At 36.3% G+C, this 17,415-nt stretch carries 12 protein-coding genes; 3 read left to right on the plus strand and 9 right to left on the minus strand.

Annotated elements, in window-relative coordinates; translation table 11 throughout:
* Positions 1–126: 126 nt before the first annotated feature.
* From JNL75_00550 to JNL75_00570, 5 genes are read right to left on the minus strand one after another with little or no spacing between them, the layout of a single operon-like run.
* On the minus strand, positions 127–468 hold the full coding sequence (locus JNL75_00550; protein MBL7788302.1) for a tetratricopeptide repeat protein: 342 nt from the start codon (positions 466–468) through the stop codon (positions 127–129).
* Entirely contained in the window at positions 469–1,503 is a 1,035-nt protein-coding gene (locus JNL75_00555; protein MBL7788303.1) for an arginase family protein, read from the minus strand.
* Positions 1,442–1,993: a TrmH family RNA methyltransferase gene (locus JNL75_00560; protein ID MBL7788304.1), complete on the minus strand. Its 552-nt coding sequence runs from the start codon at positions 1,991–1,993 to the stop codon at positions 1,442–1,444. Before JNL75_00560 ends, JNL75_00555 begins: the two co-directional genes overlap by 62 nt.
* Positions 1,994–2,003: 10 nt before the next feature.
* Positions 2,004–3,020, minus strand: a complete 1,017-nt coding sequence (locus tag JNL75_00565) for a glycosyltransferase (GenBank protein MBL7788305.1) — start codon at positions 3,018–3,020, stop codon at positions 2,004–2,006.
* Positions 3,021–3,039: 19 nt separating this feature from the next.
* Positions 3,040–3,417, minus strand: coding sequence for a VOC family protein (locus JNL75_00570; GenBank protein ID MBL7788306.1), 378 nt, complete (start codon positions 3,415–3,417; stop codon positions 3,040–3,042).
* Positions 3,418–3,723: 306 nt separating this feature from the next.
* Between JNL75_00570 and JNL75_00575 the strand changes: the two genes are divergently transcribed.
* The 3 genes from JNL75_00575 to JNL75_00585 all read left to right on the plus strand — a co-directional run bounded on the left by JNL75_00575 (position 3,724) and on the right by JNL75_00585 (position 6,051).
* On the plus strand, positions 3,724–4,332 hold the full coding sequence (locus JNL75_00575) for a fumarylacetoacetate hydrolase family protein (GenBank protein MBL7788307.1): 609 nt from the start codon (positions 3,724–3,726) through the stop codon (positions 4,330–4,332).
* A 70-nt stretch (positions 4,333–4,402) separates the two neighbouring features.
* A complete protein-coding gene (locus tag JNL75_00580; protein MBL7788308.1) occupies positions 4,403–5,656 on the plus strand; it encodes a methionine adenosyltransferase in 1,254 nt (417 codons plus the stop codon).
* Between the two features lie 113 nt (positions 5,657–5,769).
* Positions 5,770–6,051, plus strand: coding sequence for a GlsB/YeaQ/YmgE family stress response membrane protein (locus tag JNL75_00585; protein ID MBL7788309.1), 282 nt, complete (start codon positions 5,770–5,772; stop codon positions 6,049–6,051).
* A 72-nt stretch (positions 6,052–6,123) separates the two neighbouring features.
* On the opposite strand, the gene JNL75_00590 is transcribed toward JNL75_00585, so the two are convergent.
* The 4 genes from JNL75_00590 to JNL75_00605 form a co-directional block, all read right to left on the minus strand.
* The gene (locus tag JNL75_00590; GenBank protein MBL7788310.1) at positions 6,124–6,741 is read right to left on the minus strand and encodes a hypothetical protein; all 618 of its coding nucleotides are present in this window, start codon (positions 6,739–6,741) and stop codon (positions 6,124–6,126) included.
* A 177-nt stretch (positions 6,742–6,918) separates the two neighbouring features.
* Positions 6,919–9,000, minus strand: coding sequence for a T9SS type A sorting domain-containing protein (locus tag JNL75_00595; protein MBL7788311.1), 2,082 nt, complete (start codon positions 8,998–9,000; stop codon positions 6,919–6,921).
* A 58-nt stretch (positions 9,001–9,058) separates the two neighbouring features.
* Positions 9,059–16,576: a hypothetical protein gene (locus JNL75_00600; GenBank protein ID MBL7788312.1), complete on the minus strand. Its 7,518-nt coding sequence runs from the start codon at positions 16,574–16,576 to the stop codon at positions 9,059–9,061.
* Between the two features lie 467 nt (positions 16,577–17,043).
* Positions 17,044–17,376: a YegP family protein gene (locus JNL75_00605; protein MBL7788313.1), complete on the minus strand. Its 333-nt coding sequence runs from the start codon at positions 17,374–17,376 to the stop codon at positions 17,044–17,046.
* Positions 17,377–17,415: the final 39 nt, after the last annotated feature.

Genomic DNA, 17,415 nt, shown 5'->3' on the forward strand with positions numbered 1-17,415 from the left:
CTGCATTAGAAAATGCAGAATCGATTAAGAATTTGTATTTCAATATTTTATAAATCTTGAAACAAATTCTAAATCGGGATAACCCCAACTAAATCATTTAGTTCGCCACGTTGTGGCTTCTAATGATTAATTTGGGTTAAATGGTTCAAACTCTAATTTTTCAAATAAATTGAGTGCATTTTCCCAATCACCTGCATACTGATAAACGATAGCTAGTCGGAGTTCAGTTAAAAATACTAACTTTTCATCTGAAGAATCTTCCAAATCCAATAAAACTGATTTTAAGATATCCTCTGCAGCTTGATAATTGCCATCTAAGCGATAAAGTTCTCCAAGTTTAGAACAGTATGATAAATGATTATCCTTCCTCAATTGACACCTAGACAAAGATTCTGAAACTTCTTTTTCAAAGGTCGTTCGATCTACTATCTCATCTCGTAAAGTGTGAGGATTTATTCTAGTATACATCTACTTTGTCTTAATAATTGAGGTAACAAGATAAGTTAGAAATTTCCCGACGATATAAGCATTTGCCTCATCTGGACTTCCTTCTGTCAAATGATAATATAATACTATTTTAGAAGTTGAAATTTTATAAACGAAATAGATGACTTCCTCTTCTGCAAAACCAACAGGTGTTTTTGCGGAGGTAGGCATATTTTTTACAGCATCTAAATCCAATTCTAAGCCAATCTCATTTGAAAATTGATTTAAAAATTGATCTAGAGAAATTGAGGAATTTCTCAGCATATTATCAAAACTCTCAAAGAATAGATTTGGGTTTTGAGAAAAACTATCAAGGATGGATTGATTATTATAATTTTCATGTAAACCCCAAACCCCATATCTTTCGATATAGTTTTCAGAGAAAGCGTAGCGAAACCCATTACCACTATGTCTTCCCTCCTCTACCCTAAAATCAGCATGAGGATCAATATTTAACACATCAATTTTTTTATCTAAAGCTAGAGCTGTACCTTTTATATTTCCATAAGCATTATTATGTCCTCCACCGATTATAATAGGTATTTTACCAGACATAACTATAGACTCAATAACAGGAACTACACGCTCATCTATTTTAGCGCAAAGTTCTCTGAGCTTATCTATGTTATTTACTTCCTTGGAAGCATTCTGTATATCAGTAACGAATATTTCACCCAATAAAAAAATAGCATCGCTAGCAATAAATTGATTGTTTTGAACATTGACAAAGTATGACAAAAAAGTATCATACGCTTTGTTTGCACCAGCCTTACCATAATTTGCTCTCACACCTACATCTTCACAAATTCCGAGGATAATATACTTTGACTTCAGATTTTTTAGAACAGACAATAACTCTCGGCGATTCAATATGTCATTCTTGTTTATATCTAGACTTTGTCCTAGTTTATTCTCTCCAGAACGAACTGAAGTATACTTTTTTACCTTTTGAAAACTAGATTGTATAAGCATTATTTCTCGATTTAAAGTATTCCCAAAGGACAATAGTAGCTGCATTCGCTACATTTAAGGAATGTTTTGCGCCTACTTGTGGAATCTCTATACAAGCATCGACTATACGAAGAACTTCTTCTGATACTCCTTCGACTTCATTGCCTACTATTATAGCATATTTCCTATTCGTTTCAAACAAGTTGTTCTGCAATGTTTTGCTATCATGAGTTTGTTCTAGAGCCAAGATCATATAACCCTCATTTTTTAAAAGGGTTATAGCTTCTCTAGCAGATTCTAAATAAACGGAAGGTACGGATAACTCTGCACCTAATGCTGTTTTTTGTAATTCTCTATTGTTTATTTGACAAGTAATACCGCATAGATAAATAAAAGACACACCCATACCATCACCAGTTCGAAAGATTGATCCGACATTGAAAGCACTACGGACATTATCCAGAATCAAGACCAATCCACCTTGATGTTTCAAGGTATATTCTTCTTTTGAAATTCTATTTAATTCAGGCATCGTTTTCTTAATACTTCCATCCATAATTCCTTATTTAATGCAATAACTCACTAAAGTATCTACATTTAAAAATATAGTAATCAAGTAAGATATATTTTTTCATGGTGGTCTTTGGATAACCTTTATATTTTATTTTAATTCGCTTCTCAATGAGTGTAGATAATGATAAGTAAAAAGAGCTATGAGCATGTATTATTGAACGAAATGTCAGTAAATTTTTGGTCTTAATGATAGAATGAATAGCTGCTACTCCATCTAAGATCATGCGGGTAGGAAGTACAAATATCAAGTGTCGTTTTTTTAGATTTTTGAACAGATTAAACAAACTATTTCTAAAATTGAGATAAGATTTAAAATAGCTGCCATAGGGTAAGCTGCCTCCACCATAATGATAAACTACCGATTGGGGTATTACTTGTATCTTATAACCATAGTTGTTAATTCGCCAGCACAAGTCTATTTCTTCTTGGTGCGCAAAATAATCTGAATCAAAACAACCTACTTCTCTAAAAACAGAATTCCTTACAAAAAAACAACAACCACTAGCCCAGAATATATCTACGACATCGTCATATTGACCCATATCTTCTTCTACATGATCGAAATATCTGCCGCGACAGACTGCATAGCCAAAGTGATCATAAAAACCTCCACTGCCGCCAGCATACTCAAACTTAGTTTTATTTTTATAATCCAAAACCTTGGGCTGAATCGCAGCTACATTCTCATGTTCATTGAAATGGTTCAAAATAGGTTGCAGCCAATGACCAGTTACTTCAATATCAGAATTGAGTAGGCACAATATTGGTTCTTTAATTTCTTTTAATCCATGATTATAACCGCCGGCGAAGCCATAATTGTTTTTATTCTGTATAATTCCAACTTTAGCGAAATTTTCTCGCAAAAATGATACAGAATCATCGCTTGAATCATTATCTATGACATAAATATTAGCTAAAGCCTCTGGTGTTCTATCTATTAATAATTGCAGAAACTGCTTTAAGAAAGCAATTCCATTCCAATTTAAAATGACAATAGCACAAGGTTTCATTAATATTTCGAGCTATGAGCTATTTTGAATTGATTTTAGGTGGCTCCCAGAGCTCCAATTTATTCCCATCACAATCATCGAGCCATGCGAATTTACCATACTCACTTTCTTCACCCATATTGATTTCAATATTTTTCACTTTTAATTTTTCTATTAATTTCTCTAAATCATCCACCATCCAATTTATCATATACGACTGGTGCGAATGACAATAATTGGTTGATTCTGGAAAAACCGAAAATACTTGACTCTCATTTGAATCTATCTGTGCTATAGGCAAAATCGTTCCCCAATCCTCCATTTTAGTATCTAAGACATCTGCGTACCATTTTAGCAAACGAGGTTTATCTTGTGATTTTATAAATACTCCACCCAAGCCAATAATTTTACCACTCATAGAAATAATTGAATGACAAAGCTAGAAATATTTATTGAAATTATGATGGATTAACGTATATTTGCACTAGCCATATAGATTTATCGCGCTTGATCTCTATAAATTAAACACATGACGGGTCAAATGTCTAAAGGTGCAATGGCGGACTGACGGTTCGTGACTTGTCCGAACTTCCTACGATAAATGTAGGAACTACAGTCAGATATACAAAGTGCCTAACTAGACGACCTAAATCTTGTAAACTCGGGTTGATCATAGCCCTGCTATATGGCTATTTTTTAACAATTACTTTTCTTCACATTCTAAATGAAAATTTTCTGTATAGGTAGGAATTATGTTGACCATATTCACGAATTGAAAAATGAAATTCCTGAATCAATGGTTATATTTATGAAACCTGCTTCATCATTGCATGATATTTCAAAGTCTTGGTCACTGCCAAACTTCTCCAAGGATATTCACTATGAGTGCGAACTCGTCCTAAAGATAAGCAAACAGGGTAAAAATATTCCATTAGAAGAGGCTTTCAATTATTATGAAGAACTAAGTTTAGGTATCGATTTTACAGCTAGAGATATTCAATCCAATCTAAAAGCCAAAGGACTACCATGGGAAAAAGCTAAAGCTTTTGATGGTTCTGCACTATTAGGTCACTTCGTTGCTAAAACTAAATTTGATTTAAAAAATTTGAGCTTTTCGTTGATAAAAAATGGAATGATGGTTCAGCATGGTAATACCAAGCAAATGATTCATTCATTTTCAAGTATCATATCTGAGTTATCTAGGTATTTCACATTGGAAACAAGCGACCTCATATTTACTGGAACCCCAGCGGGAGTAGGACCCATTCAATCCGGCGATGCATTTATCGGTAAAATGGAAGATTTGGAAATCTTTCATTTTGATGTAAAATGAGCTAAAATTTCAATCTAATATCTAAGTCAATTTTATTAGATTTGCGCCTTATTTTTATAATTAGAATATTATGCCATATTTATTTACTTCCGAATCCGTTTCCGAAGGACACCCCGATAAAGTATCTGACCAGATTTCAGATGCACTGATAGATCATTTTCTAGCTTATGATGCTAACTCTAAGGTGGCTTGTGAAACTTTAGTAACAACAGGTCAAGTAGTATTAGCTGGCGAAGTTAAATCGAATGCTTACCTCGATGTACAATCTATCGCAAGAGATGTAATCACTAAGATAGGCTATACTAAGAGTGAATATATGTTTGATGCTAGTTCATGTGGAGTGCTCTCAGCTATCCACGAGCAGTCAGCAGATATCAACCAAGGTGTAGAGCGCAAAAACCCTGAAGAACAAGGAGCTGGTGACCAAGGAATGATGTTTGGCTATGCGACCAACGAAACAGACAATTATATGCCTTTAGCACTAGATATAGCGCATAAATTGCTTGAAGAGTTGGCTGTTTTACGCAGAGAAAATAACGAAATTAAGTATTTGAGACCTGATGCTAAATCTCAGGTAACTATAGAATACTCAGATGATCATAAGCCAGTACGAATAGATACTATCGTGATATCGACACAGCATGACGACTTTGATGCTGACGAGAAAATGCTCGCAAAAATCAAAGAGGATATGATAAATATACTCATTCCAAGAGTAAAAAAACAATTAAAACCTGAAATACAAGCGCTATTCAATGATAAAATTACTTATCATATCAATCCAACTGGAAAATTTGTTATCGGTGGACCGCATGGCGATACAGGATTGACAGGTCGAAAAATCATCGTAGATACCTATGGCGGCAAAGGTGCGCATGGAGGTGGTGCATTTTCAGGTAAAGATCCAAGCAAGGTAGATAGAAGTGCGGCCTATGCTACTAGACATATCGCCAAGAATATGGTTGCTGCTGGGTTATGTGATGAGGTATTGGTTCAGGTATCTTATGCAATAGGTGTAGCCAAGCCATGTGGATTGTATATCAATACCTATGGTACTAGCAAGGTACAAATGAATGATGGTGAAATTGCAAGAAAAATAGAAGAGATTTTTGATTTAAGACCATATGCTATAGAGCAAAGATTGAAACTCAGAAACCCAATGTACCTCGAGTCTGCTGCATATGGACATATGGGTCGTAAAAACGAAGTAATTAAAAAGACATTCAATAAAGGTAAAGATAACGAAAAAACCATTGAAGTAGAGTTATTTACATGGGAAAAGTTAGACTTTGTAGATAAAATCAAGTCTGCATTTTATTTATAAGTACTAATAAAGTATACAATCTATTTAAAACCGCTCTACCTTGAGCGGTTTTTTTATGCAATATTCAAATAGAAGCCTATATTTGTAATATTAACCCTTAAATTTAAAAAATTATGATTGATTTTCATCTTATCTCAACACCTTTGTTAGGCTTAGTCGCTGGATTTATTGCTGGAAAAATTATGCCAGGAGAAGAACCAGGTGGTATATGGGGAACATTGACTTTCGGTATTATAGGCTCTTTTGTAGGTAGATTTGCCTTTAACAAATTAGGACTCTATGAGGATAATAATATTATGAGTCTCATAGCTAGTGTGGTCGGTGCATGTTTGATTATTTTTATCTGGAAAAAACTAATTGCTCCCAGACTAGGTGGAGGCAACGATGCGGCTTAGCATTTATAAAAAAAATGGCTTCTCAATGAGAAGCCATTTTTTTTATAAATGTGTAATACAGAAATATATTATTTAAAAACGTACTTTTAAATACATCCCTGCACTCATATTTCTCAATTGGTAGTCGCTAATGTCTCCATTTACTGAATGCGGTATTAGGTAGGAAAAACTTAGACCTGGTTCGATATTCCTACCTATCAAGAATCCACAATTTAATCGAGGTGTAACCATAATAAGACTCCTCTTTAACTTGAAACTATTATTTAAATTCGCATTGATTTCATCAACTTGAAAATAACCTAATCCAACTTTAAGGTCTGGTGTTACATTAAATCTACCTTCTCGCCAAATAGTATATCCCGCAGCGACTCCAAAAAACGCTAATTGAGAGGTTGTAAAATTAAATACTTTATCACCGACAATAAAAAATCGATCCTTGGTAGCCATATCACTGGCATACCCCCCGTAAATACCTACAAAAGCCTGATCCGTTAGGTTGTAATCGAACTGTCCGCTGGCATTAAACCCTACACCATTAAATCCAGTACGACCCGTTACGTTCATAAAATTAACATCCGTTCGAACCGAATACCGAGTACCTCCATAATAGTTCTTCTTAATAACTGAATCACCTGAAGCTTTAACAGTTAAACTAAAGCCAAGTATTAATAAGAAAATTACATTTTTCATGTGTTTATATTTTGATTTTTATTAATCACTTTCGATCTCCAAAAAATTAATGTTTCTTAGGTAGAAAGAAAATACATTAATTTGATGCTCATTTCATTATTGAATTTAAGTTTACGCTGATAACTAGATAAAAAAAAGGCTTATTAAAGTTAAATAGAATAAGCCTTTTACAACATATTACTCTTTGACAATTTTAGTATAATACATATTCTTATCCTTTTTATCAAATACTATCTGAATAAAATAGCTTCCATTCGCAAGGGTTGATAGATTCAACCTTGTCTCTGAAACTCCAGTTACTCTTTTCGTATGCACCACACGACCATTCATATCTACAATTTGAATATAGGCACTAACTGGATCCTTATCTAAATGTACTGTTATATTATCGGTAAAAGGATTAGGATAAACAGCTATACCTTCAAAAATATTAGGAGAGGCTATAGCAGATGTAGAATTAGACATACAAGGAGACTTCGCTGAACAAAGCCCATTTGACACCTCTACAGAATAATTACCTATGGTAGTAATATTAAGAATTCGAGACGTACCATTCTCAATAGGGGTAAAAGAACCATCTGGTCTACATGAATACCATTGATAAGATTTACAATCCATACAGGTAGAAGCGAGTTTGCCATTTTCCATAGCTATACCCACATTCACTGCATTCGAAACAAAATTCAAAAGGAATATAGTATCTACGCTTGAAGCAGTAATAGTATCTCCATAGGTCCCTGTCTTCGCAATAGTGCGATTTCTCCAGGTTATATTCGTACAAGAGCTAAGATTTTCTGTTTTTACTATAAATGCACGTACTTCAACAGAGGAGGTATTCTTGCAACCGTTATTATCAGTACCTGTTACATTATAAGTAATATGGTTTGCAGGGGTTGCTATCAAGGTAGCGCTATTTATACCCGTATTGACAAAAGTAGATGGAGACCAAGCGTAGCTTGTAGCTCCTGTAGCTATTAGTTCAATCGGGTTATCCTTTGGCCAAATATTCAAAGGAACACCATTATAAACTAATGGATTCTTTATAGCAGCAGTTACAATTGGTAATTGATTGACTACAAGGTTGAAATTCACTATACCCATTAAGTTATTTTGGTCTGTACCAGTCAATGTAAATTGTGTAGTGGTACTTGGGAATAGTTTAAATGTCGTATCATTAACCTTAATGACTGCACTTAATGGACTCATAGTAAAGGTAGTCGAAGTCGGAAATTCGTTGATGCCAAGAACTCTGCGAGCTATAATGGTCAAGGTATCCTTATTACAAATACTGGTCTTTCCACTAGGGTTAAAGATAGAAACCATTATATCCTTTTTCACAATACCTAATGTAAAATCACCATCTAAATTACTACTCAAACTTTCAACAGTAGCCGAAGAAATTGATCCCGTTGCCACACCACCTTGATTTAGCCATTGTGAGCCATCTTTTCTACCCACTCTTACATCTGCTAAAGCTGGAATGGTGAGTGCATTATGCGCATCGTGTGTCATTACAACTGTACCCTGTGCTCCACCACTCGACATTTGCCAATATTCAGCTGTATTGTATGATTGTAATGGAGTAGTTTGCGGACCAGTGATACCGAAAAGAGCAGAACCTGCATCTCCTGTTTTATAACCTACTTGAATGGCAGAAGGATTAGAAGAAGCATTAATAGATATATCCTGCAACTTAACACCTGTTCCAACAGGGTAATTGAAACTACCTGTCCCTTCCTTAGCTACCACCCCTTTTACATGGCTAGTATCAGAACTATTAAAGTGACTAGCACTTGGTCCGAATCTCATTTTAGTAGCATTGAGCATTTCTAGTATCCCACGTGCAAAATTAGAGGCATTTGTTACCTTGATATCATTCATTACACTAATTTTAAAACCGCTAGGATTTGAGAAAAATATATCCTTAGCTATAAATGCAGAATCAGACGTAATCTCTTGAGAAGCAGTACCGTTGAATGCCCATGAACCAAAGAGAGGATTGTCAATCTTTGTTGTACTCCAAATATTTCCATACAAATCGATATGACCATCATTGGAGATCTTGCCTTGATTATTTATGTTACCAGTTACTACAATATTGGATGTTTGTTTCACATCCAGCATACCCTTATTTAGCACAGAACCATTTACCTGAACGCTAGCACCATTAATAGTTATATTGGCACCATTAGAGAACAATGTCTGGGCAACTAAATGCCCAGATATTGCTGTTGTGAGTATAATAATTAATTTTTTCATTTTCTTTAAATTAGAATGATTAACAAGAATTTTTATTCGTCTTTCTTTTCTAATTTAATTAAGGAGTAACGCCAACTAATATCCAACCTGTTCCACTACTTATAAAGGTACCTGTTTTACCTACAAGAATTCCATAAAGACCATTTACAGTAGTTGTTCCGCCAGAGGTATTAACAACCTGCACAATCAAGTAATTCGAAGCACTAGCTGAAATAGTATAAGTAGCTCCTGTTGCAGTTTCTTGTGGAGCAAATCTCTCAACCCAAGTAGTTGTGCCACTAGTAGAAACTAGTATTTTATTCGCATCCCCTTTAATATGAACTGGATTGACAGCGTTTGCAGCGATTTTGGCAGAGTCAACAGCGCCATTTTTCAATTTAGCATTTGTTACACTTGAATCTGTCAAATGAATAGTTTTAACTGCACTCGAAGCTATCTTGGCAGAGTCTACTCCACCATTCTTTATTTTTAATGAATCTCCTACAGCACCTGTACCAGTTATAGTTATATTATCGCTAACTGAAGTTCCTACAGCTGTCTTATCAATCCAACGTACAACACCGGTACCATCAGTTGCTAGCACTTTATTATTTCCATTTGCAGCTATTTTGGTAGTATCTACGGCAGCATTAGCTATTTTGGATGTGGTTACATTGGCATTCAGAATCTTTAAAGTAGTTATGGCATCATCAGCAATCTTTGCAGTGGTCACATTCGCATCCAAAATCTTGGCGGTGGTAACGGCATTGTCTGCAATCTTTGCAGTGGTCACATTCGCATCTAATATTTTTACTGTGGTCACGGCATCGTTTGCAATTTTTGCGGTGGTTACATTCGCATCAGCTAGTTTAGTTGTAGTTACATTAGCATCGGCTAGTTTAGCTGTAGTCACATTGGCATCTAATATCTTAACTGTAGTCACAGCATTATCTGCAATTTTTGCAGTGGTTACATTCGCATCTAATATCTTTACTGTAGTCACGGCATCATTTGCAATTTTTGCGGTGGTTACATTCGCATCAGCTAATTTAGCTGTAGTCACATTGGCATCAGCTATTTTAGCTGTGGTGACAGCATTATCTGCAATTTTTGCAGTAGTTACATTCGCATCTAATATTTTTACCGTTGTTACAGCATCATTTGCTAGTTTAGCCGTAGTTACATTCGCATCGGCTATCTTTGCAGTTGTAATATTGGCATCAGCAATTTTTATTGTTGTCACCGCAGCATCTGCCAACTTCGCTGTAGATACACCTAAATCTTTTACCTTCAATGAATCACCTACTATACCAGTACCTTGTACAGAAATATTGTCAGAGATTACTGGTAAGCTACCTTTGTTCAACCATGTTACAACTCCTGAGCTATTCGTAGTCAATATTTTATCATTACCGCCACTTAGAATCTTGCTAGTATCAACTGCGGAATTTGCAATTTTTGCGGTGGTTACATTCGCATCAGCTAGTTTAGCTGTGGTCACATTCGCATCCAAAATCTTGGCAGTGGTAACGGCGTTGTCTGCAATCTTTGCAGTGGTCACATTCGCATCTAATATCTTTACTGTGGTCACAGCATCGTTTGCAATTTTTGCGGTGGTTACATTCGCATCAGCTATTTTAGCTGTAGTCACATTGGCATCAGCTATTTTAGCTGTAGTCACATTCGCATCCAATATCTTGGCAGTGGTAACGGCGTTGTCTGCAATCTTTGCAGTGGTCACATTCGCATCTAATATCTTTACGGTTGTCACGGCATCATTTGCAAGTTTAGCCGTGGTTACATTCGCATCAGCTATTTTTGCTGTAGTCACATTCGCATCCAAAATCTTGGCTGTAGTAACGGCATTGTCTGCAATTTTAGCCGTGGTTACATTCGCATCAGCTATTTTAGCAGTGGTCACATTCGCATCAGCTATTTTAGCAGTGGTGACAGCATTATCTGCAATTTTTGCAGTAGTTACATTCGCATCTAATATTTTTACGGTTGTTACAGCATCATTTGCTAGTTTAGCTGTAGTAACATTCGCATCGGCTATCTTTGCAGTTGTAATATTGGCATCAGCAATTTTTATTGTTGTCACTGAGGCATCTGCCAACTTCGCTGTAGATACACCTAAATCTTTTACCTTCAATGAATCACCTACTACACCAGTACCTTGTAAAGAAATATTGTCAGAGATTACTGGTAAGCTACCTTTATTTAACCACGTTACGACTCCTGAGTTATTTGTAGTCAATATCTTATCATTACCGCCACTTTGAATCTTACTTGTATCAACTGCCGAATTTGCAATCTTCGGTCTCGTTACATTTGCATCAGCTATTTTTGTGACTGTAACTGCAGCATCAACAATTTTTGCAGAAGTTATCGCATCATCAGCAATCTTTGTAGTAGTAACCGAACCATTTTGAAGTTTATCATTAGAGACACTTAAGTCAGCTAATTTCGATGTTGTTACTGCTGCAGTAGCAATATGAGAAGTTCTAATTGCTCCAGCATTGATATCTGCTGAGTCTACTGTCTGATCTAATATCTTAATTCCTGTTACCGCATTATCTGCAATTTTAGCTGTAGTCACATTGGCATCTAATATTTTAACTGTAGTTACGGCGTTATCTGCAATCTTAGCTGTGGTTACATTCGCATCTGCAATCTTTGCAGTTGTAATATTGGCATCAGCAATTTTTATTGTTGTCACTGCGGCATCTGCCAACTTCGCTGTAGATACACCTAAATCTTTTACCTTCAATGAATCACCTACTACACCAGTACCTTGTACAGAAATATTGTCAGAGATTACTGGTAAGCTACCTTTATTTAACCACGTTACGACTCCTGAGCTATTCGTAGTCAATATTTTATCATTACCGCCACTTTGAATCTTGCTTGTATCAACCGCGGAATTTGCAATCTTCGGTCTCGTTACATTTGCATCAGCTATTTTTGCTGTAGTCACATTCGCATCCAGTATCTTGGCGGTAGTAACGGCATTGTCTGCAATCTTTGCAGTGGTCACATTCGCATCTAATATCTTAACGGTTGTCACGGCATCATTTGCAAGTTTAGCTGTGGTTACATTCGCATCAGCTATTTTTGCTGTAGTCACATTCGCATCCAAAATCTTGGCTGTAGTAACGGCGTTGTCTGCAATTTTAGCCGTGGTTACATTCGCATCTAATATCTTGGCTGTAGTCACAGCGTTATCTGCAATTTTAGCGGTGGTTACATTCGCATCAGCTAATTTAGCTGTAGTCACATTTGCATCAGCTATTTTAGCTGTGGTGACAGCATTATCAGCAATTTTAGCTGTTGTTACATTCGCATCTAAGATTTTTGCAGTAGTTACTGCATTATCTGCAATTTTTGCTGTCGTTATATTCGCATCTAGGATTTTTGCAGTTGTAATATTGGCATCTGCAATTTTTATTGTAGTTACCGCAGCATCTGCCAACTTCGCTGTAGATACACCTAAATCTTTTACCTTCAATGAATCACCTACTATACCAGTACCTTGTACAGAAATATTGTCAGAGATTACTGGTAAGCTACCTTTATTTAACCATGTTACGACTCCTGAGCTATTTGTAGTCAATATCTTATCATTACCGCCACTTTGAATCTTGCTTGTATCAACCGCGGAATTTGCAATCTTCGGTCTCGTTACATTTGCATCAGCAATTTTAGCTGTAGTCACATTGGCATCTAAAATCTTGGCGGTGGTAACGGCGTTGTCTGCAATCTTTGCAGTGGTCACATTCGCATCTAATATCTTTACTGTAGTCACAGCATCATTTGCTAGTTTAACAGTGGTTACATTCGCATCAGCTATTTTAGCTGTAGTCACATTGGCATCGGCTATTTTAGCTGTAGTCACATTGGCATCCAGTATCTTGGCGGTGGTAACGGCGTTGTCTGCAATCTTTGCAGTGGTCACATTCGCATCTAATATCTTTACTGTAGTCACGGCATCATTTGCAAGTTTAGCCGTGGTTACATTCGCATCAGCAATTTTTGCTGTAGTCACATTCGCATCCAAAATCTTGGCTGTAGTAACGGCATTGTCTGCAATTTTAGCCGTGGTTACATTCGCATCTAATATCTTGGCTGTAGTCACAGCGTTATCTGCAATTTTAGCAGTGGTCACATTCGCATCAGCAATTTTAGCAGTGGTCACATTCGCATCAGCAATTTTTATTGTAGTCACCGCAGCATCTGCCAACTTCGCTGTGGATATTCCTAAATCTTTTACTTTAAATGAATCCGCTGCAGTACCTTTCCCTTGAATTGTAATCTGATCGGCTATGGCACCTAAACTATCTTTACTTAACCAAGTTACAGTCCCTGATGCATTCGTAGACAATAACTTATTATTACCTCCACTCTGAATTTTGCTTGTATCAACCGCAGAGTTTACAATTTTCACTCTTGTGACATTGTCATCTGCTATTTTACCAGTAGTCACGGCTCCGTCTGCTATTTTACCTGTTGTTACATTCAAATCAGCAATCTTTGCGGTAGTAACGGCTAAATTATCAATCTTACCTGTAGTAACAGCTAAATCATCGATTTTAGCAGTTCTCACTTGAAGGTCACCTATTTTAGATACTGTTACAGCTCCGTCTTGAATTTTAGGATTTGTTATAGCATTATTTGCTATTTTTACTTCCGTTACACTTGAGTTTCTAAGTTTGTTCGTCGTAATAGCAGTATCAGTAATCACTGGAGCAGCGGCTGTAGTACCTACACCGCCTAAATCACCAGCTAATTGAACCATACCTAATGTAGTGGTTGTAGCAGGTAGAGGAATCACTTTCGTTTCCCAAACCACATTTCCTGAACCATCTGTACTCAATACTTTATTAATACCACCACTTCTAATTTTAGAAGTATCAATAGCATTCGCAGCTATATGTAAATTACGAATAGAACCAGCAGCGATTTTTGCAGAGTCGACAGAACCATTAGCTAATTTAGCATTGGTTACATTGGCATCTACTATTTTAGCAGTTTCTACTGAATTGCTTGCTAAATCAGCTGCCACAATCGTTGCATCTGCTATTTTGGCACTATTAACCGCATTGTTTGAGATAGTGACAGCACCTGCATTATTTATGGTAACATCTCCACTTAAATCTACTGCTGTAGCCACATTTGACCCATTACCTACCCAAACACGAGCTGAATTTAAGATTGTACCTAATTTATTATTAAACGTTGTCCAATCTGCTGATGTCAATGCTCCTCTAGAGGTAGCTGAAGCATTCGGAATATTTAATGTTGTAGAACTTCCGAGTGCTGTAGTGGCTGAAGAATAAGTAATATCTGTTCCGCCAGTGCCAATGGTTTGTCCTACCGTAGAGTTAGCAAGTTTAACGTTCGTCACCTGTCCATCAGGAATTTTAGAAGTAACAACTGCATTGTCGGCAATTTTACCACTTGTTATCGCATTATTACTAATTGTAAGTGCTCCGGTATTCGCCATAGTAGCATCTCCTGACATAGCTACAGGAGTAGCTACAGCTGAGGCATTACCTACCCATATATTAGCAGATGGAAGCGTTGTTCCCAATTTATTATTGAATGTTGTCCAATCCGTAGAAGTCAAAGCACCCCTAGAAGTCGCTGACGCGTTTGGTACATTTAATGTAGTAGAGCTACCAAGTGTAGTAGTAGCAGAAGAATAATTAAGATCAGTTCCCGCAGTTCCTAAAGTTTGACCAACAGAAGAATTTGCAAGTTTAACATTCGTCACTTGACCATCTTGAATTTTCGCAGTATTAATAGCGTTGTTTGATATTGTTAATGCACCTGTATTGGTCATAGTAGCATCACCTGATAAAGTTACTGGTGTAGCTATTGCTGAAGCATTACCTACCCAGATATTAGCTGAAGCTAATGCTGTACCTAACTTATTATTGAATGTATTCCAATCTGCTGATGTCAAAGCACCACGCTGCGTACCAGAAGCATTTGGTATATTAATAGTAGTAGTTCCTCCAAGTGCTGTACTCGCGTTTACAGTAATGTCTGCTGCGTTTGCACTAGTCACAGCATTACTGATTGTAGAATTTGCCAATTTAACATTAGTTACTTGTCCATCTAAAATTTTAGGAGTCGTCACTGCATTATTAGAAATAGTCAACAAACCTGTATTTGAAATAGTAGCATCACCTGCCATACTCACAGCTGTAGCCACACTAGAAGCATTACCCACCCATATATTTGTTGATGGGAGTGTCGTTCCTAATTTGTTGTTAAAGGTTGTCCAATCTGAAGAAGTTAAAGCTCCTCTGTTTGTAGCTGAGGCATTAGGAATATTTAATGTGGTAGATCCACCGAGAGTAGTGGTAGTTGACGAATAGTTTACATCTGTACCTAGTGTCCCGACAGCATGACCAACAGTTGGATTTGCTATTTTAGCATTTGTTACTGCTCCATTGTTAATATGACTAGTTCTTATAGCATTAGCCGCAATATCAGCTGAATCTACTTGTCCGTCTTGAATCTTGTTGCCAGTTATGGCATTATCAGCTATCTTTGCATTGGTAACAGCATTAGCTGCTAACTTAGCAGTTACAATGCCTAAATCTTTCACTCTGTATGGATTTGCAGTCGTGCCATCACCCTCCACAGAAATATTATCTGAAATACCAGCAAAATCACTTCTATTTAACCAAGCTACGTTACCAATATTATCTGTTACAAGAACCTTACTATTACCCCCACTTGCTATTTTAGCAGTTGTAATAGCATTATCAGCTATCTTAGGAGTTGTTACATTCGCATCCGCTATCTTAATAGTAGTCACATTTCCATCGGCTATTTTTGCAGTGGTTACATTTGCATCGGCTATCTTTGCAGTGGTTACAGCACTATTTGCTATCTTTGCCGTAACGATTCCTAAATCATTTACTCTATATGGATTAGCCGTAGTACCCTCACCAATTATTGTAGCAAGATCTGCCACACCAGCTAAGTCTGTTCTATTTAACCAAACTACATTTCCTGTTCCATCTGTAACCAAAACTCTATTATTACCACCACTTCTAATCTTAGTTGTATTGATTGATCCATTTAAAATCTTAAATGAATCCACTGCATTATTAGCTATTTTAGCATTTGTAACAGAACCATCAGCCAATTTCACTGTAGTAACACTTGCATCCATCATTTTTATGGTTGTGACTGCATTATCAGATAACTTAACAGTTGTTACTGCTCCATTAGCTATAGTAGGCGAACCTGCCGTTCCTGTCAAATCGCCAGCTAATTGAACAATACCTTTGACACTCGTTGTCGCATCGATTTCCTTTAGCTTGATCCAGGCTAAACCATCGTAAAAGTAAAACCCACTAATACCATCTGTCTGCCATATCAAGAGACCTGTAGCTGGAGTAGGAATTGCATTCCTTTGCATCATTGTCATTCGAGGGAAGAGCACCCCTTTTGCTGTATCTACGACATCTAAAGCTGCCGAAGCATGTGGTGTAGAGGTGTTGATACCTACATTTTTGTCTTGAGCCATTAAAGAGACAACCGATGTCAGACAAAAGAAGCTGAGTAAGAGTTTTTTCATAAGAAATTATTTAAATGAATTGATTTTATCTTTGAAAATGAGTTAATAAAATTGAAATGCAAATATATATTATTTTTTTTACTACCGGTATTTAATTACCTTAGATTTTAACTTGAATGTGAAAACGAAAAATCTATAATAAAAATCATCCATCCTGCATAATGGACGAGCACTATCTCATTGAATATCTAATATTTAGGCTGAAAATGAAGGATGTATTAGTTATACCAAGTAATTAACAAGAGATTTTAAACTCTAGTTTTAAAAAACAAATGTAAGTTGAACTAGGTGAGCATTTAGCTAATATAAATATCATTTAATCAACTATTTAGAATAAAAAAGAATTAGGAGGCACTTTTGTGCCACTTAGTCGTATGGGAATCAATAATTAGAGATTAAACATATCTTAAACAGCTGTAAATCTACAGGTTAATTGACGTTTAAACTTAGATTAAATTTACATTAACTTATTCCAAGTCCTCTTTAATTGTTGCTTCAGGGGCATTTTTCTTGACAGATTCTATGCCATTTTCCATCGAAGCAGAAGACTCGTACAATTCACTCTTTCCTATGACTTGACCATTGGAGGCTTTCAAATTGAAGAAAGGTTTGCCATTCGAACTTTCTTTTCTTTCAAATCTGCCATCATCTTGCGAATTTTTCTTGACACTTTCGATGCCATTATCGCACGCAGCTCTGGAAGAATAGCCTTCACTGGTTAGGATTACCTGACCATTACCAGCCTTTAGATTAAACTGAAAATCTCCATCTTTTCTTTTTGTAATTACAAATGTACCCATTATTTATTGATTTTTTAATACTTGCGAACATAAAGAACT

This window comes from Chitinophagales bacterium, from assembly GCA_016787225.1.
In the GTDB taxonomy this organism is placed as follows: domain Bacteria; phylum Bacteroidota; class Bacteroidia; order Chitinophagales; family JADJOU01; genus CHPMRC01.

Excerpts from the sequence above, each read along its gene's own strand:
- JNL75_00550 (MBL7788302.1), bottom strand. The coding sequence starts at position 468 with ATGTATACTAGAATAAATCCTCACACTTTACGAGATGAGATAGTAGAT.
- JNL75_00585 (MBL7788309.1), top strand. The coding sequence starts at position 5,770 with ATGATTGATTTTCATCTTATCTCAACACCTTTGTTAGGCTTAGTCGCT.
- JNL75_00605 (MBL7788313.1), bottom strand. The coding sequence starts at position 17,376 with ATGGGTACATTTGTAATTACAAAAAGAAAAGATGGAGATTTTCAGTTT.
- JNL75_00595 (MBL7788311.1), bottom strand. The coding sequence starts at position 9,000 with ATGAAAAAATTAATTATTATACTCACAACAGCAATATCTGGGCATTTA.
- JNL75_00590 (MBL7788310.1), bottom strand. The coding sequence starts at position 6,741 with ATGAAAAATGTAATTTTCTTATTAATACTTGGCTTTAGTTTAACTGTT.
- JNL75_00555 (MBL7788303.1), bottom strand. The coding sequence starts at position 1,503 with ATGCAGCTACTATTGTCCTTTGGGAATACTTTAAATCGAGAAATAATG.
- JNL75_00600 (MBL7788312.1), bottom strand. The coding sequence starts at position 16,576 with ATGAAAAAACTCTTACTCAGCTTCTTTTGTCTGACATCGGTTGTCTCT.
- JNL75_00560 (MBL7788304.1), bottom strand. The coding sequence starts at position 1,993 with ATGGATGGAAGTATTAAGAAAACGATGCCTGAATTAAATAGAATTTCA.
- JNL75_00565 (MBL7788305.1), bottom strand. The coding sequence starts at position 3,020 with ATGAAACCTTGTGCTATTGTCATTTTAAATTGGAATGGAATTGCTTTC.
- JNL75_00570 (MBL7788306.1), bottom strand. The coding sequence starts at position 3,417 with ATGAGTGGTAAAATTATTGGCTTGGGTGGAGTATTTATAAAATCACAA.
- JNL75_00575 (MBL7788307.1), top strand. The coding sequence starts at position 3,724 with ATGAAAATTTTCTGTATAGGTAGGAATTATGTTGACCATATTCACGAA.
- JNL75_00580 (MBL7788308.1), top strand. The coding sequence starts at position 4,403 with ATGCCATATTTATTTACTTCCGAATCCGTTTCCGAAGGACACCCCGAT.